Source organism: Limnohabitans simekii (SeqCode), from assembly GCF_965234735.1.
GTDB lineage: Bacteria > Pseudomonadota > Gammaproteobacteria > Burkholderiales > Burkholderiaceae_C > Limnohabitans > Limnohabitans simekii.
The window spans coordinates 170,519-194,215 of record NZ_OZ248541.1 but is presented as its reverse complement, the minus strand read 5'-3'; the positions used below and the strand labels follow the sequence as shown (position 1 = coordinate 194,215).

Genomic DNA, 23,697 nt, shown 5'->3' with positions numbered 1-23,697 from the left:
CGCGCAGCGCGGGTTGTCAGGCTTTTAAGACTGCACCAACTGCTTGGCTTTGGCCACCGACAACAAGATGCCAATGCCAAAACCCAAGGTGACCATGGCGGTGCCGCCATAACTGATGAAGGGCAGCGGCACGCCCACCACTGGCAACATGCCGCTGACCATGCCCATGTTGACAAAGGCATAAGTGAAAAAAATCAGCGTGATGCTGCCGGCCAGCAGCCTGGAAAACAGGGTTGGCCCTTCTGTGGCGATGGCCAAGCCGCGAAACACCAAGACCAAGAAACTGCCGATCAAAAAGATGTTGCCAATCAAACCAAACTCTTCCGAATAAGCAGCAAAGACAAAGTCGGTGGTGCGTTCAGGAATGAAATCCAAGTGGGATTGGGTGCCCTGCATGAAGCCCTTGCCCCAAAAACCGCCCGAACCAATGGCAATCATGCCCTGAATGATGTGAAAACCTTTGCCCAAAGGGTCGCGGCCAGGATCAAGCAAAGTGCAAACACGCTGCTGCTGGTAGTCGAGCAGGAAAGGCCAGTCCATACCGTCCACACACAATCTGGGTTCGAAAAACACGAGCAAGGACACACCAATCATGCCCAGCAGCAAGGGGGGAATGATCAGCCACCAGCTCAGGCCAGCGAAAAACAAGACGTACAAACCTGCAGACATCACCAAAATGGCGGTACCCAAGTCAGGTTGTTTAAAGATCAAGGCGACTGGAACGAACAAAATCAACCCGGCCACGAAAAAATCCAATGAACGCAGTTGCCCTTCGCGTTTTTGGAACCACCAAGCCAGCATCAGAGGCATGCCAATTTTCATGATCTCACTGGGTTGAATCACGATGCCGACATTCAGCCATCGTTGCGCCCCTTTTTTGGTCAGACCAAACAAGGCCACGGCCACCAACAAGGCCAGGCCCACCGTGTAGACCGGCACGGCCAAGGCCATCATGCGTTGCGGTGGAATTTGCGCGACCACCACCATGATGATGCATGCCAACAGCATATTTCGGCCATGGTCCCAAAAACGCTGGCCGTCAGAATAGCCCGAGGAAAAAATCGATACCAAACCCGTCAGCGCCAAGGCCAAGACTGCAAAACCCAAAACGGCGTCAAAGCCCAACACCATCGGGGTGATGCGTTGAAACACACTGTATTTGCCAAGTTGGGTTGCCATGCTGCAAGTTTATCGGAGCATCATGGGAGAATCAGCGCTATGTATGCACTCTTTGAAGACAGTGGCAAATTCATGACCGGACGGGTCCTGTCTGAGGCCGAAGCGTCCGCCCAGATTGAACTCGACAGCGGCAAGCGCATGAAAGTGAAATCCGCCCATGTGCTGATGACGTTTGACAAGCCCAACCCCGCCGAGTTCATGAAAGCGGGTCAAGCCGTGGCCGCAGAGATTGAAACCGACATGGCCTGGGAATTTGCACCCGACGAAGAGTTTGGCTTTGTGGCATTGGCCCAAGACTATTTCAGCAAAGACGCCACCCCTGCGCAGCAATTGGGCATGTTGCTGCGCTTGTTCGAGGCTCCCCACTATTTCCGCCGTGCCGGTAAAGGGCGGTTTCGCAAGGCCAGCGCCGAAGTGATTCAGCAAGCCCTGGTGGCCATCGACAAGAAAAAACAAGTGCAGGTGCAAATCACCGATTGGGCGGCGCAATTGATGCAAGGTGTTTGTCCAGAAGCGGTCGAACGCCAGCTTTACAAAATTTTATTCAAGCCCGATAAAAACGCCCCTGAATACAAAGCAGTCGTGGAAGCGGCTCGGGGCAGCAACACGCCACCCTTGGCTTTGCTGCAACAAGCCGGCGCGATTCGCTCGGCCTACGACTTTCATTGGCAGCGGTTTTTGTTTGAAAACTTCCCCAAAGGCACGGCCTTCCCTGCCTTGCAAGCACCGGCCATCTTGGCCGACTTGCCCTTGGCAGCTGTGCAGGCCTATTCGATCGACGACTCGCAAACCACTGAAATTGACGACGCCTTGTCGGTGCAAGGATTGGGCAGCGACAGCATCACCGTGGGGATTCACATCGCAGCCCCTGGTTTGGCGGTGCTTCCCGGGGATGCCATCGACTCGGTTGGTCGCACGCGCTTCTCTACGGTTTACATGCCGGGCCACAAAATCACCATGCTGCCCGACAGCATTGTGCAAAGCTACACCTTGCAAGAAGGCCGCGCCTGCCCTGCCTTGTCTTTGTATGTGCGCTTTGATGCCCAGAGTTTGGAAGTACAGCACAGCGAAACGCGTCTGGAACAAGTGCCCATCGCCGCCAATTTGCGTCATGACCAACTCGACGCTGTGGTCACCGAAGCTTGGCTGAGCAACCCCTCGCCCGCAGCCAGCTCGCAAGACCCGGCCATGCCGCAGGGCGAGTTGGCTTTCTTGTTCCGCTTGGCGCAGCACCTGAAAGCTGCGCGTGAGGTGGTGCGCGGCAAACCCGAAAGTTTCAACCGCCCCGACTACAACTTCCGCTTGGTCAACACCCCCGAGGCCGGTCCGCAAGGCGACGAGACGGTTCAAATTTCGGTGCGACAACGCGGTGCCCCTTTGGACCTGATCGTGGCTGAAGCCATGATCCTGGCCAACAGCACCTGGGGCCAGTGGATGGCCAGTTTGGGCGTGCCTGCCATTTACCGCAGTCAGGCCAGCTTGGCACCTGGCATCAAAGTTCGGATGGGGACCAAAGCCTTGCCGCACGCAGGCATTGGTGTGCCCAGTTATGCCTGGAGCACCTCACCACTGCGCCGTTACACCGACTTGGTGAACCAATGGCAACTCATCGCCTGTGCCCGCCATGGCGCCACCGCTGCCTTGGTGGCACCTTTCAAACCCAAAGACGCCGAACTCTTTGGCATCATCTCTGGTTTTGAAACCGCCTACACCGCTTACAACACGCACCAGTCGAGCATGGAGCGTTTCTGGACGATGCAGCATTTGCAGCAGCAAGCCATCACCGAATTGGATGCCAACGTCTTCAAGTCCTTTCCAGGCGAACCGCCCATGGCCCGCGCCAACAACCTGCCCTTGGTGTTCAGTGTGTCGGGTGCGCCGCCGCTTGAGCGCGGTGCCCAAGTGCGGGTGCGCATCACCGCCATGGATTTGATCGCCTTGGATGTGCATGCCCAGTTCCTGCAAAGCTTGGATGCCAGCGATCTGGTGAATGAAGCCGATGATGAGGAAGAGGTGGCGGCCGGGCCCTTGCATATCGCGGTCGATTTATCGGAGACCACCACAGAGGAACCGCAGGCATGAGTTGGGCGCTGGGTTTGTCGTTGGCGCTGCATGCAGCATTGCTGTTTGTCCATTTGGGTGCGCCAGCGGCGATAGACCGTTTGGTACGCGACAACGGTTTGGAAGTGATCTTGGTCAACACCCAAACCGACGAGAAAAAACCCAGCAAAGCGCGCGCACTGGCGCAAACCAATTTGGCAGGTGGCGGCCAAGCCGCGCAAGGTCGCGCCACGTCACCGCTCATGAATGCCCCGATCACCCAAAGCGGCCAAGCCGATGACCAACGACAAAGCAAACTCACCCAACGCGAAATTGAACAAAACGAATTGTTGGCACAAACCAAACGCAGCTTGGCCACTTTGACCGCCAAGCAAGCCCGCCAAGCCGACCCCGCGCTGGAGCGTCAACGGCAAGAGTTATTGAACATGCTGGCGCAAATAGAAAGACGCATTCAAGAAGAAAATGCGCGTCCTCGCAAACGTTACATCAGCCCCAGCACTCAGGAAAGCAGCTACGCCCTCTACTATGACCAACTGCGACGCAAAATCGAAGCACGCGGCACCTTGCTTTTTCCTGAATCACAGGGTCAAAAACTCTATGGCAGTTTGATCATGGTCATCACGATTGGCACCAGTGGCCAGTTGGTGAGTGCCGAGGTCATCACTGGATCTGGCAACCCCACGCTTGACATGCAGGCCAAGGCGATTGCCAAAGGTGCCGGTCCCTTTGGCGCCTTCACCGAGGACATGCGCCAAGAGATGGACCAACTGGCCTTGGTCACGCGCTTTCAATTTGACCGCAGCAACAGTCTGCAAACCAGCTTACAAGCCCGCTGAACCATGCGCCATGCCCGCCTCCTGTTCAAACCCCTGGGTCGTTGGTTGATGCTGGTCTTTCTGTGCGGCTTGGGTTTGCAGTTTTTTTTCATCGCGCGCATCGCCAGCATGCGTTTCATTGATCCGGAGTCCACTGCTTTTCAGCGCTCGGAAGCATGGCGGATTGTGCGCACCACCGATCGCTTGCGATGGCGACATGAATGGGTGCCTGCCACCCAACATCCGAAAAACATGCGACGTGCCGTCATTGCCTCTGAAGACGATGTGTTTGCCTCGCATGGCGGCGTGCAATGGGAAGCCTTGGAAAGAGCTTGGAGCCGCAATGCGCGAGCCTTGGCACGTGCGCAAGCCAGAGCGCAAGCCCAGGCTAGCAATCCCAAGCCTGCCAAGTTGGTGGGTGGTTCCACCATCACCCAGCAGTTGGCGAAAAATTTGTTTTTGAGCGGTGAACGAACGCTTTTTCGCAAGGCCCAAGAGTTGGTGCTGACCTTGGCACTAGAGCAGTTGCTAAGCAAAGAACGCATCTTGACGCTTTACCTGAACCATGTGGAATGGGGTCAAGGCGTGTTTGGCATTGAGGCCGCGGCGCAACACTATTTTCGGCGACCCGCTTCGCAACTCTCTGCTTGGGAGTGCGCTCGTTTGTCGGTCATGTTGCCGCGCCCCAAGTATTTTGAAAAATATGCGCGCTCACCCTATTTGGCCAACCGTGCACAAGTCATATTGGGTCGCATGCCGCAAGTGGATTTGCCATGAGCACCGTGCGTATCTTGGGCATTGACCCGGGTTTGCAATGCACAGGTTTTGGTGTGATTGACAGCCAAGGCAGCCAGTTGCATTACGTGGCCAGCGGCACCATCACCACCACGCACTTGCCCCGCAGTGATTTACCTGCTCGATTGAAAGTCATTTTTGAGGGCATTGGCGAGGTGGCAACGCGCTATGGTCCGCAAGAATCGGTGGTGGAAATTGTGTTTGTCAACATGAACCCGCAAGCCAGTTTGTTGTTGGGGCAAGCTCGGGGGGCCTGCCTCACTTCTCTGGTTCACAGCGGCTTGCCGGTGGCGGAGTACACCGCTTTGCAGATGAAAAAAGCCATCGCAGGGCATGGCAAGGCGGCCAAAGCGCAGGTGCAAGAAATGGTGAAACGCTTGTTGACATTGCCCGGCTTGCCCGGACCTGATGCAGCAGATGCCCTCGGTCTGGCCATCACCCATGCCCATGCCAGACTGCACCACATGCGCCTGCAAACAGCAGCCGTTTCAATGGGTGTTGGAAAAGTCAGTTGACCCCCAGCCTGTCAACCGCCATCGGGGCTGGCTACCAAGCCGGGGCTAGCTTGGCCAATCCGCGCGGTGCTTGGCGCTCGTCCGTAAAACTCACCAGTTCATAAGCGTCGGCATGGCTGAGCAATTCGCGCAGCAAGCGGTTGTTCATGGCGTGTCCCGAGCGAAACGCACTGTAAGCGGCCAACAAGGGTCGACCCAATAAAAACAAATCGCCCATCGCATCGAGGATTTTGTGTTTCACAAACTCATCGTCATAGCGCAGGCCTTCGCTGTTGAGCACCTTGTAATCGTCCATGACGATGGCGTTGTCCAAACCGCCACCCAAAGCCAAGCCATTGGCTCGCATCATCTCCACGTCCTTGGTGAAACCAAAGGTGCGGGCCCGTGCAATGTCTTTCACATAATTACCGGTTTCGGTATCGAACTCGACGCGTTGACCGGTGGAGTCCACCGCGGGGTGTTGAAAATCAATTTCAAAGCTGAGCTTGTAGCCGTGGTGCGGCGTCAGTCGCGCCCACTTGATGTTGTCACCCTCACCCTCTTGCACCTGCACCGGTTTCAAGACCCGAATAAAACGCTTGGGGGTGTTTTGCAATTCAATGCCCGCGCTTTGCAGCAAGAACACAAACGAGGCAGATGACCCATCAAGGATAGGTACTTCTTCAGCGGTGATGTCCACATACAGATTGTCCAAGCCCAAACCTGCACAGGCCGACATCAAATGCTCCACCGTGTGCACTTTGGCACCCTGCGCCGAGATGGTGGACGCCATGCGGGTATCCGTGACAGCGGTGGCACTGACAGGAATGTCAACAGGATGCGCCAAATCAACCCGGCGAAACACCACCCCCGTGTCCGGCGGTGCCGGACGCAATGTCAACTCCACACGCTGCCCGCTGTGCAGCCCCACGCCCACGGCGCGGGTGATGGTTTGAAGGGTTCGTTGTTTCAGCACGGGCGCGATTTTAGTCAGCTTGCTTGCGCAAGAAGGCTGGGATTTCGTAATTGTCCATGCCGCCCGAGGACATGGCGTCCACCTTGGCTGCTGCTTGCGTGCGGTCGCGGGTGCGCCAGACGCTGGGAACATTCACATTACCCGTGCTCAAAGGTGAGGCCAGTTGCGTGGGCAGGCTGTCTGTCCCAGTTGACATGGTCGGCGTATGGCTGCTGATACTGGCTGTGGGCACCATGCTGGGGTTGGTGGGATAGGCCACGTTGTCTGTGCCGGTGCGAATGACCGACAAAGGCGGTGCAACCCGACGACCTGCTTGAGCCAAACCTGTGGCCACCACCGTGACCCGAATTTGGTCACCCAAGGATTCGTCGTAGGCCGTGCCATAAATCACATGCGCTTCTGATGATGCAAAAGCACGGATGGTGTTCATGGCCTCGCGAGATTCGGCCAATTTCAACGCACCTTTGGCGGCCGTGATCAGGACCAACACGCCTTTGGCGCCCGTCATGTCCACGCCTTCCAGCAGGGGGCAGGCCACGGCTTGTTCAGCAGCGATGCGGGCGCGGTCTGGGCCGCTGGCGGTGGCGGTGCCCATCATGGCCTTGCCTTGCTCGCTCATGACGGTGCGCACGTCTTCAAAGTCGACGTTCACCAAGGCTTCCACATTGATGATCTCGGCAATGCCACCGACCGAGTTTTTCAACACATCATTGGCAAATGAAAACGCTTGGTCTTGGCTGACATCGTCTCCCAACACTTCCAGCAATTTTTCATTCAACACCACGATCAGTGAATCCACATTGGCTTCAAGTTCGGCCAAGCCAGCTTCGGCATTCGTCATGCGACGACCACCTTCCCAATCAAAAGGTTTGGTCACCACGCCGACGGTGAGGATGCCCATTTCGCGTGCAACGCGGGCCACCACAGGAGCGGCACCCGTGCCGGTGCCGCCACCCATGCCCGCGGTGATGAACACCATGTTGGAGCCTTGCAGCACTTCACGAATGCTGTCGATGGCCGCTTCAGCGGCGGCTTGACCACGTTCGGGTTTGCTGCCCGCGCCCAAGCCGTTGTCGCCCAACTGAATGACGCGGCTGGCCGAGCTGACCTTCAAGGCCTGGGCATCGGTGTTGGCGCAGATGAATTCAACGCCGCGCACACCGCTGGCAATCATGTGTTCCACCGCATTGCCACCACCACCGCCCACGCCGATCACGCGGATTTGGGTGTCTGGGTTGAATTCATTTTTTTCAATCATTTCAATGTTCATTTTGTTTCTCCGAATCAGTTGATGCAGTTGCCTGTGTTGTTTAAATTTTGAAAGTCTTTGAAATCAGCGTTCAACCTGGGGGTGCGCCGCGAATGCAAGGTCGCCATCGTCGGTGCGTTTGAATGTGCGCAAAGCTGCGGACCACGGTCTGAAGATGTTGTTTGTTCATGATCAAAAGTTCCCCACAAACCAGTCCTTGACCCGCCCCATGGCGGTTTTCACAGAACCATTTTTTTGCGCCACGCGAAATCCTCGCAAACGCGCCATGCGGGCTTCTTCCAACAAGCCCATGACGGTGGCCGCACGCGGGTGCGACACCATGTCGGACAAAGCGCTGCTGTAGCGCGGCACACCACGGCGCACCGCTTTCAAGAAAATGTCTTCACCCAGTTCAATCATGCCGGGCATCATGGCGCTGCCGCCTGTCAGCACAATGCCCGATGACAGCACTTCTTCGTAGCCGGAGTCGCGCAACACCTGCTGCACCAGCGAGAAAATTTCTTCAATGCGTGGCTCGATCACACCGGCCAAGTTTTGACGGCTGAGCATGCGCGGTCCGCGGTCACCCAAGCCCGGAACCTCCACCTGCACGTTCGGATCAGCCAGCAGTTGTTTGGCAAAGCCCGACTCCACCTTGATGTCTTCAGCGTCTTTGGTGGGCGTGCGCAAAGCCATGGCGATGTCGCTGGTGATCAAGTCGCCTGCGATCGGGATGACCGCCGTGTGCCGAATCGCACCACCCGTGAAGATGGCGATGTCGGTGCTGCCTGCACCAATGTCCACCAATGCCACACCCAACTCACGCTCGTCATCGGTCAACACCGACAAACTGGATGCCAAGGGGTTGAGCATCAGGTGGTCCACATCCAAACCGCAGCGTCGCACACACTTGATGATGTTTTCAGCAGCGGTTTGCGCACCAGTGACGATGTGCACCTTGGCTTCCAAGCGTATGCCGCTCATGCCAATCGGTTGCTTCACGTCTTGGCCATCAATGATGAATTCTTGCGGCTCGACCAGCAACAAGCGTTGATCGGTGGAGATGTTGACAGCCTTGGCTGTTTCCACCACCCGGGCCACGTCAGCGGCGGTGACTTCGCGGTCTTTCACCGCCACCATGCCATGCGAATTCATGCCGCGAATATGGCTGCCGGTGATGCCGGTGTAAACCCGTGTGATTTTGCAATCGGCCATCAACTCAGCTTCTTTCAACGCCTGTTGAATGCTTTGCACCGTGGCGTCAATATTGACCACCACGCCGCGTTTCAAACCACTGCTGGGCGCAATGCCCAATCCCGCCAACTTGAGTTCGGCGCCGGGCAACACCTCGGCCACCACCACCATGACCTTGCTGGTGCCAATGTCCAACCCCACCACCAAGTCTTTGTATTCTTTTGCCATGGAAACCTCTTTGTGCTTACCTTGTTGTCGTCGAATCAAATGTGCCCACACCCCGCAAGCGCAAGGCATAGCCATTGATGTGTCTTAAATCTGCCGATTCCAGTGATTGGGTCTGCCGTCCATAACGTTGACTGACTTGGGCCAAGGTTTGCGTCAGTCGTTGCACCCGGGCCATCACTTCGCTTTCATTGCCACGCCCCAATTCGAGCGAGGCGCCATTTTTCATCTGAGCGCGCCAACTGCCCCGCGCGGTCAATTCCAAAGACTGCAATGGCAATGCCAACTTTTCAAGCTCGGGTGACAACTTCGCATACATCTGCAGCACGCGAACCGACTCGGCATCCGGCCCTGACAAATGCGGCATGTTTTCGTTTTCCAACTCGCCAAAATTGGCGCTGAAGACCTCGCCTTGCCGATTGAGCAAACGTGACTCCGACTCCTGGCCCCAATACGCCACCGGCTCATGTTCGAACAATTCAACCTGCAAACGATTTGGAAATTCACGCCGGACCAAGGCTTGTCGCACCCAAGGCACATTTTCGAAAGTGCGGCGCGCTTGATCCAAGTCCACCGTGAAGAAACTACCCTGTAATCGGGGCACCACATTGGCTCGCAAGGTGACTTCGTTGTTGTGGCGTATATCGCCACGCACACTGATGGCCGAAATGGCAAACACCGGATGTCGCAGCATCCACCACAAAACAACGCCAACGCTGGCCACCACCAAGCCTGTGATCAACAGCATGCTGGTGATGTTCATGAGGCGGATGTCCAGAGCCAGAACTGGTGCAGTTTCTGCGGGCATGGTGCTGCGTCGCATGTTCATGCTTTCAGTGCCCCCATCTTGGTATCCAATCGTGCGCTTTGCAAAATTCGCATGCACAAGTCGGGATAACTGATACCTGCAGCGCGTGCTGACATGGGCAACAGAGAGTGATCGGTCATGCCAGGGCTGGTGTTCATTTCCAACAAAAAGGCTTTGCGGTCAGATGCGCGAATCATCACGTCAGCCCGTCCCCAGCCACGACAACCCAAGGACCGATAAGCAGCAACACTCAGCGCTTGAATCGCTGCCTCTTCTGCAGCGGGCAAGCCGCTTGGGCAGTGGTACTTGACGTCATCGGTGAAGTATTTGTTTTGGTAGTCATAGGCACCTTCAGGTGCTGCGATGCGCACCACGGGCAAGGCTTGAGCGGCAGGACCCTCACCCAACACCGGGCAGGTGACCTCTTCACCGTCAATGAAGGCTTCACACAGCAAATCGGGGTCGTATTGGGTTGCCAAGGCCACGGCCTGTTTCAAATCACTCGCTTCCAACACCTTGGTCACACCAATGGAGGAGCCTTCATGCGGTGGTTTGACGATCAGGGGCAAGCCCAATTCTTCGGGAATACGGGCGATGCGGTCAGGCGTTTGTTGGTGCGGCGGCAGCCAAACGCCAGGGGGTGTGGCCAAACTTTCTGCCGCCCACAAGCGCTTGGTCATTTGCTTGTCCATGGCGATGGCCGAGGCCATCACACCCGATCCTGTGTAGGCCATGCCCAGCAATTCCAGTGCACCTTGCACCGTGCCATCTTCACCATGGCGTCCGTGCAAGCAGATAAAGGCATGGCTGAAACCTTGATCTCGCAAAAGATGCAAAGCTTGGCTGGCAGGATCAAACGCATGGGCATTCACGCCCAGTGATTGCAACGCCTTCAACACGCCCTGTCCCGACATCAATGAAATGTCTCGCTCGGCAGAATGCCCGCCCATGAGGACAGCGACTTTGGCTGTGTGGATGTCAAAGGGTTTCATGGTCGAACAACTTTCAATTTCGGCCCCTGCGCTGGGCTGTTGCCAGCGATGCGAGCTGGCAACTGGCCAATCGTGCCCGCCCCCATGCACATCACCACATCGCCATCTTGTGTGTGCTGCCGCAGCAACGCCTCCAACTGTGTCAAGTCTTGTGCAAACACCAATGCTTGTTGTCCGGCCACGCGCAATGCATGCGCCAGGGCACGGCCATCGGCCGCCACGATCGGTTCTTCGCCAGCGGCATACACCTCGGTCAGCCAAACCACATCGGCCAAACGCAGCACTTGGACAAAATCTTCAAAACAATCGCGCGTGCGGGTGTAACGGTGCGGTTGGAAAGCCAGCACCAAACGCCGTCCTGGGTAAGCCCCGCGGGCTGCCTCGATGGTGGCCGCCAATTCCACGGGATGGTGGCCATAGTCCTCAATCAAGGTGTAACGGCCGCCACCGGCCGCCGCTTGCTCGCCATGATTTTGAAATCGACGTCCCACGCCTTTGAAATCTGCCAAGGCTTGCACCACGGCCTCATCTGGCACATTCAATTCCACAGCCACAGCAATGGCTGCCAAGGCGTTGCGCACATTGTGAAGGCCTGGCAAATTCAAATCAATCTGCATCGGCGGCAAGGTGATGCCATTGCTGCGCGTGACCTTGAATTGCATGCGTGACCCCACGGCTTTGACATCCATCGCACGCACCTGCGCTTGCTCGGACAAACCATAACTGGTGATCGGGCGTGACACATCGGCAAAGATGCCATGCAGCACCGGATCATCCACACACAAGACGGCAGCACCATAAAAGGGCATGCGGTGCAAAAACTCAATGAAAGCGCCTTTGAGTTTGTTGAAATCATGGCCATAGGTGTCCATGTGGTCGGCATCGATATTGGTCACCACCGACATGATCGGATTCAAGTTCAAAAACGATGCATCCGATTCATCAGCCTCCACCACGATGTAGTCACCGGAACCGAGTTTGGCATTCGCACCAGCACTGATGAGTCGCCCGCCAATCACGAAAGTGGGGTCGAGATTGGCTGCTGCCAACACACTGGCGACCAAACTGGTGGTGGTGGTTTTGCCATGCGTACCTGCAATGGCAATGCCTTGTTTCAAACGCATCAACTCGGCCAACATCACGGCGCGAGGCACCACAGGCACGAGTTTTTGATGGGCCGCCACCACTTCCGGGTTGTCCGCTTGCACGGCCGTGGATGTGACCACCGCGCCAGCACCGGCAATGTGCGCCGCATCATGACCGACTTGGGTGCGAATCCCCATGGCTTGCAAGCGTCGAAGGACTGGACCATCAGCGATGTCGGAGCCTGACACGGTGTAGCCGAGGTTGTGCAAAATTTCGGCGATGCCACTCATGCCTGCACCACCGATGCCGACGAAGTGCACATGGCTGATGGCGTGCTTCATGACAACACCTCCGCACAAGCCTGCACCACATCAGCCGCTGCCGTTGTCTTGCGAACTGCATAGGCTTGCTTGGCCGCATGCAGCAACTGCGCTCGGTCTAAGCGGCTTAAAAAGGCGGCCAAGTGCTCGGGCGTCAATTCAGTTTGCGGCATCAACCACCCGGCGTCTTGGTTGCTCAAAAATTGAGCATTCACTGTTTGGTGATCATCCACCGCATGCGGGAAGGGCACCAGCAGTGCAGCAACGCCCACGGCAGCCAATTCACTCACGGTGCTGGCACCGGCGCGGCAAATCACCAAATCGGCTTGGGCAAATGCACTGGCCGTGTCGTCGATGAAGGGCACCAGCTCGGCATCCACACCAGCTTGTGCGTAGTTGTCTTGCAGTGTTTTCAAATGTTTGACGCCACCTTGATGCAACACTTGCGGGCGTTGATCCCTTGGCATCAAGGCCAGCGCTTGGGGGACGCCACTGTTCAATGCTTGCGCCCCCAAGCTGCCGCCCACCACGACCACGCGCAACGGACCGTTGCGTTGGGCAAAGCGCGCTTCTGGTGGTGCTTGATTGAGAAAGCCATCGCGCATCGGATTGCCCACCCATTGCGCCTTGGGCAACACCTTGGGAAAGGTGCAGAGCACCCGATCCGCCACATGGGCCAGCACTTTGTTGGCCATGCCAGCCACTGAATTTTGTTCGTGCAACACCAAGGGCTTGCCCATCAACACCCCCATCATGCCGCCCGGAAATGTGATGTATCCGCCCAAGCCCACCAAGACATCGGGCCGCAAACGGCGGATGACTTGCAGGCTTTGCCAGAAGGCTTGCAGCAAACGCATGGGCAACAAGGCCAAAGTGAGAAGACCCTTGCCACGCACACCACCAAAGCGCACGGCTTCAAACGCAAAACCTTTGGCGGGCACCAACTGGCTTTCCATGCTGGGCGCAGGGGCGCCCAACCAATGCACATGCCAGCCTTGGCTGCGCAAAACTTCTGCCACCGCCAAACCGGGGAAGATGTGACCACCGGTGCCACCGGCCATCACCAAGGCCGTGCGGGTATTCATACACGGCCTCCATGCGAGAGCAAACGGTTTTCATAATCAACCCTGAGCACAATGGCCAGTGCCACCAAATTCAGCAAGATGGCCGACCCCCCATAACTCATGAGCGGCAGAGTCAGGCCCTTGGTGGGCAAAGCGCCCAGGTTCACGCCCATGTTGATGAAGGCTTGAAAGCCCACCCAAATACCCACGCCTTGCGCCACCAAGCCTGAGAACACCCGGTCCATGGCGATCGCATTGCGCCCAATGAACATGATGCGGCGGGTCAACCACATGAAGACACCGATGACGATGACCACGCCGACCAAGCCAAATTCCTCACCAATCACAGCGAGCAAGAAATCGGTGTGAGCCTCAGGCAACCAATGCAGCTTCTCCACACTGCCGCCCAAACCGACACCAAAAATTTCGCCCCGTCCAAATGCAATCAATGAATGTGAGAGTTGAAATCCTTTGCCCAAGGCGTGTTCAGCGCCAAACGGATCGAGGTAGGCGAAGATGCGCTCACGCCGCCACGGTGACAGCGCAATCATGAAGCCAAATGCCACCACCAAGATGCTGCTGATGAGCAAAAACATGCGGGCATTGACACCGCCTAAAAACAAGATGCCCATGGCGATCACAGCAATCACCAAAAAGGCGCCCATGTCAGGCTCGGCCAGCAACAACAATCCGACAATGCCAATCGCGATACCCATGGGTGTGACGGCTTTGAAAAACTTTTCCTTCACATCCATCTTGCGCACCATGTAATCGGCGGCATAGAGCAAGGTGCCCAGCTTGGCCAATTCTGAGGGCTGAAAATTCAACACACCCAGACTGATCCACCGGCGTGCACCATTGACGCTTTTACCCACAAAGGGCAGCAACACCAGAATCAGCAAAACAATCGACGCGATGAACACCCACGGCGCCAATTTCTCCCAGGTGTCCATGGAAATTTGAAACACCAACAGCGCAGCAATAAAGCCCACGCTCAAAGAGAAGGTGTGTCGAACCAGATATTGGGTCTGGGATAAGCCCGTGGACTGGGCGTTGTCGTTCAAGGCAATCGACGCCGAGTACACCATCACCAAGCCCCACATCAACAAACCCCCAATGGCCCAAATCAAGGATTGGTCAAAAGCCTTGACACTGCCTGGTGCTGCGCCAGTGCTGGTGAATTGCTGCCCATGCACACGCACCGGCAGGGCATCCATGCTGTCTTTGGGTTGGTTGCCAAACCAAAGCCCAATGCGCTCTATCCAACTGATCTGGGTTTGACTCATGCTTGATCCGCCATCATGCTGAGGGACTCCACCGCTTCTGTAAACGCTTGCGCGCGCGCCACATAGTTGCTGTACATGTCCAAGCTGGCACACGCTGGTGACAACAAAACGATGTCGCCGGTTTGCCCCGCATCGGTCGCCAGGGCCACGGCTTGGGCCATGTCGCTGGCGCGGTGCTGTGGCACGCCAGTGCTCGCCAAGGCTTGCGCCAAGCGTTCGGCATCTTGGCCGATCAAGACGACGGCACGCACATGCTCTGCAACGGGCTGAATCAACGGTGCAAAGTCTTGGCCTTTGCCGTCTCCGCCCAAGATGACCACCAACTGACCATCGGCACCCAAGCTGTTGATAGCGGCCACCGTGGCACCGACATTGGTGCCTTTGCTGTCGTCCACATACGTGATGTCGTTGACGATGGCCACGGTGGACATGCGGTGCGCTTCACCGGTGTATTCACGCAGACCATGCAGCAAGGGGGCCAAGCTGTTGCAACAGGTGCTGGCCAAGGCCAACGCAGCCAAGGCGTTCAATGCGTTGTGCTCACCACGAATACGCAAGGCATCGGCAGGCATCAGGCGCTGGATGTGCAATGCCTCATCTTGAACACGGCCACGCTTGCCCACAGGTTCTTCGGTGGGTGCCGCTCGCACCAGCCAACGCATGCCGTTTTCAAGCGACAAACCAAAGTCACCGGGGGCTTGCGGCAAATCAGCGCCAAAGCACAAGCGCAAGCGCGGCGGCACTTTTTTATCGCTGCTGTCTTTGGGCCACAAGGCCATCACCACAGCATCATTGCGCGGCAACACGCCGACTGAACGCGGACCCCAAATACGGGCTTTGGCTTGACCATAGGCGGCCATGTCGTCATGCCAATCCAAATGGTCTTGCGTCAAGTTCAAAATAGTGGCAGCAGTGGGTTCAAAGTTGTCCACGCCATCAAGTTGGAAGCTGGACAACTCCAACACCCACACCTCAGGCAAGTCGCTCAGTTGTTCTCGCAAGGTGTCCAACAGGGTGGGGCCGATGTTGCCAGCCACCGCCACTTTGCGTCCAGCACGTGCCACCAACAATCCGGTCAGGCTGGTGACCGTGGTTTTGCCGTTGGTTCCGGTGATGGCCAGCACCTGCGGTTGATAGGCTTGGGTCTCTTTCAGTTGTTGCAATGCATGGGCAAACAAACTCAGCTCGGTCCCTACCCACAAGCCACGTGCCTGCGCGGCCTGCCAGACCGGACCTGTTTGCGCCGGACTCAAGCCTGGACTTTTGAACACGGCCTTCACATCCTCTGTCACCAAGTCGGCGCTGAAGGCTTGGGCTTTGAAGTTGACATTCAGGCCCTGTGCTTGCAACTCCAGCAGACCTGGTGGTTGCGCACGGTTGTCGACCACCGTGACCTGGGCACCTTGCAAGACACACCAACGCACCATGGCCAAGCCCGAGTCACCCAGACCGAGCACCAAGATGTGAAGGTTTTGCAACATGTTCATGGTCAACGCAGCTTCAAGGTGGACAAGCCCACCAAACACAACAACATGGTGATGATCCAAAAGCGGACCACCACTTGGGTTTCTTTCCATCCGGATTTTTCAAAGTGATGGTGCAACGGCGCCATCTTCAAGATGCGCCGCCCTTCACCATATTTGCGTTTGGTGTATTTGAAATAACTGACTTGCAGCATCACTGACAAAGCTTCTGCCACAAAAATACCGCCCATGATGGCCAACACGATTTCTTGACGCACGATGACGGCGATGGTGCCCAAGGCAGCCCCCAAACCCAGCGCTCCCACGTCACCCATGAAAACCTGTGCGGGATGGGTGTTGAACCACAAAAAGGCCAAACCTGCACCGGCAATAGCGGCACAAAACACCAGCAACTCGCCGGTGCCGGGGATGTGCGGGAAGAACAAATATTTGGAATACACCGCACTGCCTGCGACGTAGGCGAACACCCCCAAGGCCGAGCCAACCATGACCACCGGCATGATGGCCAAGCCATCAAGACCATCGGTCAAATTCACGGCATTGCTCGAACCCACGATGACCAAATAGGTGAGGATCACAAAGCCCAAGACACCCAATGGATAACTGATTTCTTTGAAAAAGGGCACCATCAAACCGGCTTTGGGTGGCAAGTTGACATCAAATCCCGAGCGCACCCAGCTGAAGAACAGCTCCAACACCTTGAGGTTGCTGACCTCTGAAATACTGAACACCAAATACAAAGCCGCCAACAAACCAACCAGGGATTGCCACAGGTATTTCTCACGCGAAGGCATGCCCTCAGGGTCTTTGTTGACCACTTTGCGCCAATCGTCCACCCAGCCAATGGCGCCAAATGCCAGCGTGACCAACAACACGATCCAAACAAATCGGTTGGACAGATCGACCCACATCAAGGTGGAAAAAGAAATCGACAGCAAGATCAACACACCACCCATGGTGGGTGTGCCCGATTTGCTCAAGTGGGCTTCAATGCCATAACCGCGTATGGGCTGACCGATTTTCAAGGCGGTGAGTTTGCGAATCACTGCGGGCCCTGCAACCAAACCGATCAACAACGCTGTCATCGCCGCCATCACGGCACGGAACGTCAGGTATTGGAAAACGCGCAAATAGCCATAGTCGGGGGAGAGTGACTGCAACCATTGGGCCAAGCTCAGCAGCATGATGCCTCCTTGTGGGGCAGCGCTGCTGCCGTTGGATGAGCCGCTTGCAGGGCTTGCACCACGCGCTCCATGCGCATGAAGCGCGAACCTTTGACCAGCACAGTGGCCATTTCTTTTGTGGAGGTGTTCATCTGTTGTTGCAAAGCATCCATGCTGTCGAAATGCCGCGCTCCTTGAAAAGCGTGTGCGCTGTGTTGCGACAGTTCACCCAAAGTGAACAATTGATCGACGCCGCAAGACTTGGCATAGGCACCGACTTCGTGATGGAACTGGGGTCCTTGCTCACCCACTTCGCCCATGTCGCCCAACACCAACAACCGAGGGCTTGGCGCGAGCGCCAACAAATCAATGGCCGCACGCACTGAATCGGGGTTGGCGTTGTAGGTGTCGTCAATCAAGGTATAGCTGTGGCCAGCCGATTGCAAGACCCCACTGCGGGATCGGCCGCCAACCGCTTCAAAATTGGACAAGCCCTTGGCAATGGCTGGCAAAGGTGCACCTGCAGCCAAGGCGCTGGCACAAGCCGCCATGGCGTTGTGCACATTGTGCAAACCGGGCAAGTTCAAACTGCAATCCACCACACCCTGCGGTGTTTGCAAACGCAGCAGCCAACGGTTTGTTTGCCAATCGGCTCCTAGCACTTTCACACTTGCTTTTTCCGTGCCGAAGTCCATCACACGGTGCTTGGCAGCCATGTTGCGCCAAACTGATTGATGCGCATCGCTGGCAGGAAAAACCGCCCACCCATCCACTGGCAAGGCTTGTAAAACAGCACCGTTTTCCAACGCCACCGCTTCCACACTTTGCATGAATTCTTGGTGCTCGCGCTGCGCGTTGTTGACCACCGCGACCGTGGGTGCAGCCCATGCAGCCAACTGGGCTATTTCACCCGGGTGGTTCATGCCCAACTCGACCACAGCGGCGCGGTGTGTTTCACGCAAGCGCAGCAAAGTCAGTGGCAATCCGATGTCATTGTTGAAATTACCTTGGGTAGCGAGCGCAGCCTCGCCTAGCCAAGCATGCAGGATGCTGGCAACCATTTGCGTGACCGTGGTTTTGCCATTGCTGCCCGTCACCGCAATCAGTGGCAGCTTGAATTGCGCTCGCCATGCTTGTGCTAATTGACCCAGTGCTTGCTTGGTATCGGCCACTTCTAAGCCCATCAAGCCCGCTTGCGCCAAGCCCTGTTGAGCGATGGCTGCTTTGACACCGGCGGCGGGCAGTTGAAGCAAGTAGTCGTGGGCATCAAAACGCTCACCTCGCAACGCCACAAACACATCATCTGCCAGCACAGTGCGGCTGTCGGTGTGCACACGCGCCACCTTCAAATCGGAGTCACCCACCAATCGACTGCCGGGCAACCATTGCTGAATTTGCGCCAAGCTGAGGTTCATGCTGTGCATCCCACCCCCCATTTGTGCAAGGCCAATTCGGCATGGTCCACATCCGAAAACCCATGTTTCACACCTTGAATTTCTTGGTAGGTTTCATGTCCTTTGCCCGCGATCAAGACAATGTCTTCAGCACGCGCCTGGGCAATCACATGGGCAATCGCTTGCCCACGGTCCACCCATTGCCAGGCGGCTTGTGGTCGGGTCAAGCCCTGACACATTTGCGCCATGATTTCTTGCGGGTCTTCGTTGCGCGGGTTGTCGCTGGTCAAACACACCAGATCGGCAGTTTGCTCGGCCATGCGCGCCATGGGTGCACGTTTGCTGCTGTCGCGGTTGCCGCCACAACCCAGGATGCAAACCAATCGACCGCCTCGCGCATGCGCCCAGGGTCGCAGCGCACGCAGCGCCTTGTCCACCGCATCCGGTGTATGGGCGTAGTCCACCACCACAGCAGGCTGCTGCGGCCTGCCCACGCGCTGCATGCGCCCCGGGACGGCTTGCAAACCTTGGCAGGCCTGCACGGCTGATGGCAAGCTGTACCCCAAGTCACGCAGCGCAGCGATGACACCCAATAAATTCAAGACATTGAAGTCGCCCAAGGCAGGACTTTGTACGGTTAGGCGTTGCTCGCCTTCAACGACTTCAAAGCCAACACCCTCGGCCGTTGTTTGCAACTGCTCTGCATGGATGTCTGCCTGAGTTTGCATGGACACCGTCCACACCTTCACCTCGGGGCGCAGTTTCAGATGCGCCAACAAAACGGCCGCCACCGGATCGTCCAGATTGACCACTGCAGAGCGCAAATGGGGCCAGTCAAACAAGCGTTGTTTGGCAGCCCAGTACTGGTTCATGTCTGCGTGGTAGTCCAGATGGTCTTGGCTGAAATTGGTGAAGATGGCGGTGCGAAATTGCAAGCCTTCCAATCGATGCTCGGCCAAGCCGATCGATGAGGCTTCGATGGCGCATGCACGCACGCCTTGCTGTATCCAATGGCGCAACTGTTGGTGCAACTGCAAAGGATTGGGGGTGGTGAGGCCCGTGCTGTGCATCTCGCCGGGTCGACCCAAACCCAGGGTGCCCACCACGGTGCAAGCTTCGTTCAACCGGTTCAAGGCTTGTGCCAACCACCAGACAGTGGAGGTTTTGCCATTGGTACCGGTCACGGCCAGCATCTTCAATTGTTGACTGGGCGACGCATGGTAGGCGTCAGCGATCAGACCACACCGGGCCTTGAGTTGCGGTATGCAGGCAATCGGTACATCGTGCATGGCCAAGTCATTGACGGCTTCAAAGGCCTCAATGCCCTGCGCTTCTACCAAGCAGGCTGCAGCACCTTGTTGCCAAGCTTGCACCACATGTTGGCGTGCATCGGTCGTCTGCCCCACCCATGCCAAAAAACCATCGCCTTCGCGAACAGCGCGGCTGTCCGATTGCAAATGGCCATGCACCAAACCGCGCAACCACTGTGCGGCTTGTTCGGGGGTGTGCAAATGCTGCATCAGAAAGACTCCGCCTCGGCTTTGGCCACGACCTGAGGTTTGACCGCCATGTCAGGCTGCACTTCGAGCATGCGCAAAGTTTGCTGCACGGTTTGACTGAAAACCGGTGCCGCCACATCACCGCCGTAATAGCGTCCTGCAGTGGGTTCATCAATCATGACGGCCACCACGATGCGTGGGTTGTCAATCGGTGCCAAGCCCACAAAGAAGCCACGGTACTTTTTGGCGGCGTAGGTTTTGCCATCCAATTTATGCGCGGTTCCGGTTTTTCCGCCCACCGAATACCCCATGGTTTGGGCTTTCGGCGCCGTGCCCCCCGGCCCCGTGACCATGTGCAGCATGTGGCGCACCGAGGCTGCGTTTTGGGCATTCATGACCCGCACGCCAGCCACCTTGTCTTGTCGCTTGAGCAAGCTGACCGGGGCGACTTCCCCATCGCGGGCAAACACGGTGTAGGCCTGGGCGAGTTGAAACAAACTGGTGGACAAGCCATAGCCATAACTCATGGTGGCTTGCTCCATCGGACGCCAAGTTTTGTAAGCGCGCAAACGGCCCGCCACGGCACCAGGAAAAGGCACTTGGGGTTTTTGACCAAAGCCGACTTGGGTGTACATCTCCCACATGTCTTTGGGCGGCATGCGCATGGCAATTTTCACCGTGCCCACGTTGCTGGATTTTTGAATCACCTCGTTGACACTGAGCATGCCGTGGGGATGCGCATCGGTGACTGTCATGCCGTACATGTTGAGCTTGCCAGGAGCGGTGTCGATCATGGTCTCGGGCTTGATCAAGCCTTTCTCCATGGCCAAACCCACCACGAACGGCTTCATGGTCGAGCCCGGTTCAAAGGTATCGGTCAAGGCGCGGTTGCGCAACTGTGCGCCACTCAAGTTGCTGCGCTTGTCGGGCGAATAACTGGGGTAATTGGCCAGCGCCAGCACATCGCCGGTTTGCGCATCCAGCACCACCACACTGCCTGCTGCAGCCTTGTTGTCCAACACCGCTTCCCGCAACCGTTGGTAGGCAAAGTACTGCACCTTGCTGTCAATACTCAATTGCAAATCCCGACCTTCCTCGGGCGGGATCATGTCGCCAATGCCTTCAATCACTTGGCCTTGGCCATCTTTGATGACCCGCCTGGAGCCACTCTTGCCCCCCAGATGGGTGTTGAATGCCAACTCCACGCCCTCTTGGCCGGTGTTTTCAATGTTGGTGAAGCCCACCACATGCGCGGCGGCTTCCCCTTGCGGGTACATGCGCTTGTATTCCATGCGGGTGTAGACACCGGCGAATTTCAAGTCGGTCACTTTTTTGCCGGTGGCCATGTCCAACTGCCGCCTGAGCCAGACAAAACTCTTCTTTTTGTTTTTGACTTTGTTTTGCAATTCGCCCAGAGGCATGTTGAGCAATTGGGCCAAGGCTTTGAGCTTGACCGGATCGTCCTCGAGTTCTTCTGGCGAGGCCCAGATGCTGGGCATGGGGACACTCGACGCCAAGATCAGACCATGTCGGTCGAGGATGCGTCCACGATTGGCCGGAATTTCCAGCTGACGCTCAAACCGCACCGTGCCCTGTTTGCGGAAAAAAGCGTTGCCCACCACCTGCACATAGGCGGCTCGGAACACCAAGCCAATGAAACCCAAGGCGATGCAGGCCACGATGAGTTGGCTGCGCCAAATGGGCGTTTTGCTGGCCAATAGCGGGTTGCTGGCGTATTGCACGCTGCGGCTGCTCATGGCTGCTCCTTGCCAGCAGCTGCAGCAGCACTTTCAACGGCAGCAGCATGCGGCGCAACGTATTGGCTGATGGCTGGCGAGATGGTTTGCATGCGCAATTGCTCTCGCGCTAATTTTTCCACCCGCAAGGGGGTGGCCTGTGCGCCGCGCTCCACGTCCAAGCGATCATGCTCAGTTTCCAAACGCTGGGCCTGCGCCTTGGCACGATCTAACTCGGTGTACAAACGGCGCGATTCATACTGCGTGTGCACCAAATACAAGGCACTGCACATGACCGCGACCAACAGCAACGCGCTGACCCGGGTCATGCCAACGCCCCAGCTTGAACGCGTTGGGCCACGCGCATGATGGCGCTGCGACTGCGCGGATTGGCCTTGACCTCTTCGACGCTAGGGCGCTGACGCCCGAGCGCCTTGAGGCCCAAGTTGGGTGCTGCAGCGAATGGCGCACGGCGATCGTAGACCTCGCGCGAATGTTTGGCGATGAATTGCTTGACCATGCGGTCTTCCAGCGAATGGAAACTGATCACCACCAAGCGCCCTCCGTCTTGCAAAACATCCATGCTGGCGTCCAAGGCCTGCTGCAATTCATCCAACTCGCGGTTGATGAACATGCGAAAGGCTTGAAAGGTGCGGGTAGCCGGGTTTTGACCAGGCTCGCGGGTTTTGACAATGTCGGCGACCAAAGCGGCCATGCCCAATGTGGTGGCGGGCAGTTGTCCCGCATCGCGCTTGGCAACGATGGCTTTGGCAATGCCATTGGCAAATCGTTCTTCACCATAGTCACGAATCACCTGTGCGATCTGTTCGGTTTTTGCCTCGCCCAGCCACTCGTACACGCTTGGGCCTTGGCTTGTGTCCATCCGCATGTCCAGCGGGCCGTCCTGTCGAAAGGAGAAGCCGCGCAGCGGGTTGTCGATTTGCGGGGAGCTCACCCCCAGGTCCATCAGCACGCCTGCGACGCTGTTGTTTGGGAGTTGGTTCAGGGCTGCAAAGCCCTGGTGCCGGATCGTCAGCCTGTGGTCGTTGATCGCTTGGGCCGTGGCCACTGCTTGCGGGTCTTTGTCGAAGGCGATCAAGCGCCCCTGCGGACCGAGCTGTTCCAAGATGCGCTTTGCATGCCCGCCGCGGCCAAAGGTTGTGTCGACATAAGTGGCTTCGGCCTGGACGTCCAGCGCCTCGACCGCCTCCTTCAACATGACGGTGGTGTGTGCCCATTCAGTCGTTGCCATTCCACGTTAAATCGAAAAATCCCGGAACACATCGGGCATCTCGCCCTGCATGGCTTCGGCTTCCTGAGCGTCATAGGTGGTCTTGTCCCACAACTCGAAATGCGTGCCCATGCCCAGCAGAACGGCTTCTTTGCTGATGTGGGCGGCAGTGCGCAACTCGGGCGACACCAACACGCGGCCGGTGTTGTCCATGTCGACATCCATGGCGTTGCCCAAAAAAATACGTTTCCACCATTGCGCCGTCATCGGCAAGGCAGCGACTCGATCACGAAATTTTTCCCACTCGGTGCGCGGAAAAATCATGAGGCAGCCATGCGGGTGGCGGGTGATGGTGAGTTGTCCGCCCGCAGTGGCGCTCAGCACATCGCGGTGCCGTGTGGGCACCGACAAACGGCCTTTGGCATCCAAACTCAGCGACGACGCACCCTGAAACACGGCAAGTTACCCCTTTTGTGACAAAACACTGGCTTGAGTGGCTCAGAATTTCACATTCTTCCACTAAATACCACTTGTTTGCACTTTACCAGAGATTCCAGAGATGACAAGTCCCTGATAGGCTATTTTGTAAATGAAATCAACAACTTAGAGTGGTGTTTTGAAAGCTTGTTTGAGGTAAAAATCCATA

21 protein-coding genes are annotated in these 23,697 nt (G+C 56.9%); 4 read left to right on the top strand and 17 right to left on the bottom strand.

Annotated features, from left to right (window positions below; all coding sequences use genetic code 11):
- Window positions 1-24: 24 nt before the first annotated feature.
- Window positions 25-1,179 carry a rod shape-determining protein RodA gene (gene rodA, locus AC8GFP_RS05190; protein WP_506610952.1) on the bottom strand — a complete coding sequence of 385 codons (1,155 nt, stop codon included), beginning with the start codon at window positions 1,177-1,179 and terminating at the stop codon, window positions 25-27.
- A 39-nt stretch (window positions 1,180-1,218) separates the two neighbouring features.
- Here rodA and AC8GFP_RS05185 point away from each other — a divergent pair, with 39 nt between their 5' ends.
- Genes AC8GFP_RS05185 through ruvC form a run of 4 tightly spaced genes read left to right on the top strand, consistent with a single transcriptional unit; the run spans window position 1,219 to window position 5,365 of the window.
- Complete coding sequence (locus AC8GFP_RS05185) at window positions 1,219-3,261, top strand: ribonuclease catalytic domain-containing protein (protein ID WP_506610950.1); 2,043 nt, start codon at window positions 1,219-1,221, stop codon at window positions 3,259-3,261.
- The gene (locus AC8GFP_RS05180) at window positions 3,258-4,076 is read left to right on the top strand and encodes an energy transducer TonB (protein WP_506610948.1); all 819 of its coding nucleotides are present in this window, start codon (window positions 3,258-3,260) and stop codon (window positions 4,074-4,076) included. Before AC8GFP_RS05185 ends, AC8GFP_RS05180 begins: the two co-directional genes overlap by 4 nt.
- A 3-nt stretch (window positions 4,077-4,079) precedes the next feature.
- Complete coding sequence (locus tag AC8GFP_RS05175; protein ID WP_506610946.1) at window positions 4,080-4,832, top strand: transglycosylase domain-containing protein; 753 nt, start codon at window positions 4,080-4,082, stop codon at window positions 4,830-4,832.
- A gap of 5 nt (window positions 4,833-4,837) precedes the next feature.
- Entirely contained in the window at window positions 4,838-5,365 is a 528-nt protein-coding gene (gene ruvC, locus AC8GFP_RS05170; protein ID WP_506611412.1) for a crossover junction endodeoxyribonuclease RuvC, read from the top strand.
- Window positions 5,366-5,396: 31 nt separating this feature from the next.
- Here the strand turns inward: ruvC and lpxC are convergent, their stop codons facing one another.
- The 16 genes from lpxC to mraZ all read right to left on the bottom strand — a co-directional run bounded on the left by lpxC (window position 5,397) and on the right by mraZ (window position 23,507).
- On the bottom strand, window positions 5,397-6,320 hold the full coding sequence (lpxC, locus tag AC8GFP_RS05165; RefSeq protein WP_506610944.1) for a UDP-3-O-acyl-N-acetylglucosamine deacetylase: 924 nt from the start codon (window positions 6,318-6,320) through the stop codon (window positions 5,397-5,399).
- A 10-nt stretch (window positions 6,321-6,330) separates the two neighbouring features.
- Window positions 6,331-7,590, bottom strand: a complete 1,260-nt coding sequence (ftsZ, locus tag AC8GFP_RS05160; protein WP_506610942.1) for a cell division protein FtsZ — start codon at window positions 7,588-7,590, stop codon at window positions 6,331-6,333.
- Window positions 7,591-7,761: 171 nt separating this feature from the next.
- On the bottom strand, window positions 7,762-8,991 hold the full coding sequence (gene ftsA / locus AC8GFP_RS05155) for a cell division protein FtsA (RefSeq protein WP_506610940.1): 1,230 nt from the start codon (window positions 8,989-8,991) through the stop codon (window positions 7,762-7,764).
- Window positions 8,992-9,007: 16 nt separating this feature from the next.
- Window positions 9,008-9,817 (bottom strand): cell division protein FtsQ/DivIB, encoded by an 810-nt coding sequence (locus AC8GFP_RS05150; protein ID WP_506610938.1) that lies wholly within the window; start codon window positions 9,815-9,817, stop codon window positions 9,008-9,010.
- The gene (locus AC8GFP_RS05145; RefSeq protein WP_506610936.1) at window positions 9,814-10,788 is read right to left on the bottom strand and encodes a D-alanine--D-alanine ligase; all 975 of its coding nucleotides are present in this window, start codon (window positions 10,786-10,788) and stop codon (window positions 9,814-9,816) included. Before AC8GFP_RS05145 ends, AC8GFP_RS05150 begins: the two co-directional genes overlap by 4 nt.
- Window positions 10,785-12,215, bottom strand: coding sequence for a UDP-N-acetylmuramate--L-alanine ligase (gene murC, locus AC8GFP_RS05140; protein ID WP_506610934.1), 1,431 nt, complete (start codon window positions 12,213-12,215; stop codon window positions 10,785-10,787). The genes AC8GFP_RS05145 and murC overlap by 4 nt, the downstream gene beginning before the upstream one ends.
- A complete protein-coding gene (murG, locus tag AC8GFP_RS05135) occupies window positions 12,212-13,279 on the bottom strand; it encodes an undecaprenyldiphospho-muramoylpentapeptide beta-N-acetylglucosaminyltransferase (protein WP_506610932.1) in 1,068 nt (355 codons plus the stop codon). The genes murC and murG overlap by 4 nt, the downstream gene beginning before the upstream one ends.
- On the bottom strand, window positions 13,276-14,544 hold the full coding sequence (gene ftsW, locus AC8GFP_RS05130) for a putative lipid II flippase FtsW (RefSeq protein ID WP_506610930.1): 1,269 nt from the start codon (window positions 14,542-14,544) through the stop codon (window positions 13,276-13,278). Before ftsW ends, murG begins: the two co-directional genes overlap by 4 nt.
- Window positions 14,541-16,031 (bottom strand): UDP-N-acetylmuramoyl-L-alanine--D-glutamate ligase, encoded by a 1,491-nt coding sequence (murD, locus tag AC8GFP_RS05125; RefSeq protein WP_506610928.1) that lies wholly within the window; start codon window positions 16,029-16,031, stop codon window positions 14,541-14,543. The genes ftsW and murD overlap by 4 nt, the downstream gene beginning before the upstream one ends.
- A gap of 2 nt (window positions 16,032-16,033) precedes the next feature.
- Window positions 16,034-17,212, bottom strand: coding sequence for a phospho-N-acetylmuramoyl-pentapeptide-transferase (gene mraY, locus AC8GFP_RS05120; protein WP_506610926.1), 1,179 nt, complete (start codon window positions 17,210-17,212; stop codon window positions 16,034-16,036).
- Window positions 17,203-18,606, bottom strand: coding sequence for a UDP-N-acetylmuramoyl-tripeptide--D-alanyl-D-alanine ligase (locus AC8GFP_RS05115; protein ID WP_506610924.1), 1,404 nt, complete (start codon window positions 18,604-18,606; stop codon window positions 17,203-17,205). The genes mraY and AC8GFP_RS05115 overlap by 10 nt, the downstream gene beginning before the upstream one ends.
- Window positions 18,603-20,105, bottom strand: a complete 1,503-nt coding sequence (locus tag AC8GFP_RS05110) for a UDP-N-acetylmuramoyl-L-alanyl-D-glutamate--2,6-diaminopimelate ligase (RefSeq protein ID WP_506610922.1) — start codon at window positions 20,103-20,105, stop codon at window positions 18,603-18,605. Before AC8GFP_RS05110 ends, AC8GFP_RS05115 begins: the two co-directional genes overlap by 4 nt.
- Window positions 20,105-21,841, bottom strand: coding sequence for a peptidoglycan D,D-transpeptidase FtsI family protein (locus AC8GFP_RS05105; RefSeq protein WP_506610920.1), 1,737 nt, complete (start codon window positions 21,839-21,841; stop codon window positions 20,105-20,107). The genes AC8GFP_RS05110 and AC8GFP_RS05105 overlap by 1 nt, the downstream gene beginning before the upstream one ends.
- A complete protein-coding gene (gene ftsL, locus AC8GFP_RS05100; protein ID WP_506610918.1) occupies window positions 21,838-22,149 on the bottom strand; it encodes a cell division protein FtsL in 312 nt (103 codons plus the stop codon). Before ftsL ends, AC8GFP_RS05105 begins: the two co-directional genes overlap by 4 nt.
- Window positions 22,146-23,072 (bottom strand): 16S rRNA (cytosine(1402)-N(4))-methyltransferase RsmH, encoded by a 927-nt coding sequence (gene rsmH / locus AC8GFP_RS05095; RefSeq protein ID WP_506610915.1) that lies wholly within the window; start codon window positions 23,070-23,072, stop codon window positions 22,146-22,148. Before rsmH ends, ftsL begins: the two co-directional genes overlap by 4 nt.
- A gap of 6 nt (window positions 23,073-23,078) precedes the next feature.
- Complete coding sequence (gene mraZ / locus AC8GFP_RS05090; RefSeq protein WP_506610913.1) at window positions 23,079-23,507, bottom strand: division/cell wall cluster transcriptional repressor MraZ; 429 nt, start codon at window positions 23,505-23,507, stop codon at window positions 23,079-23,081.
- Window positions 23,508-23,697: the final 190 nt, after the last annotated feature.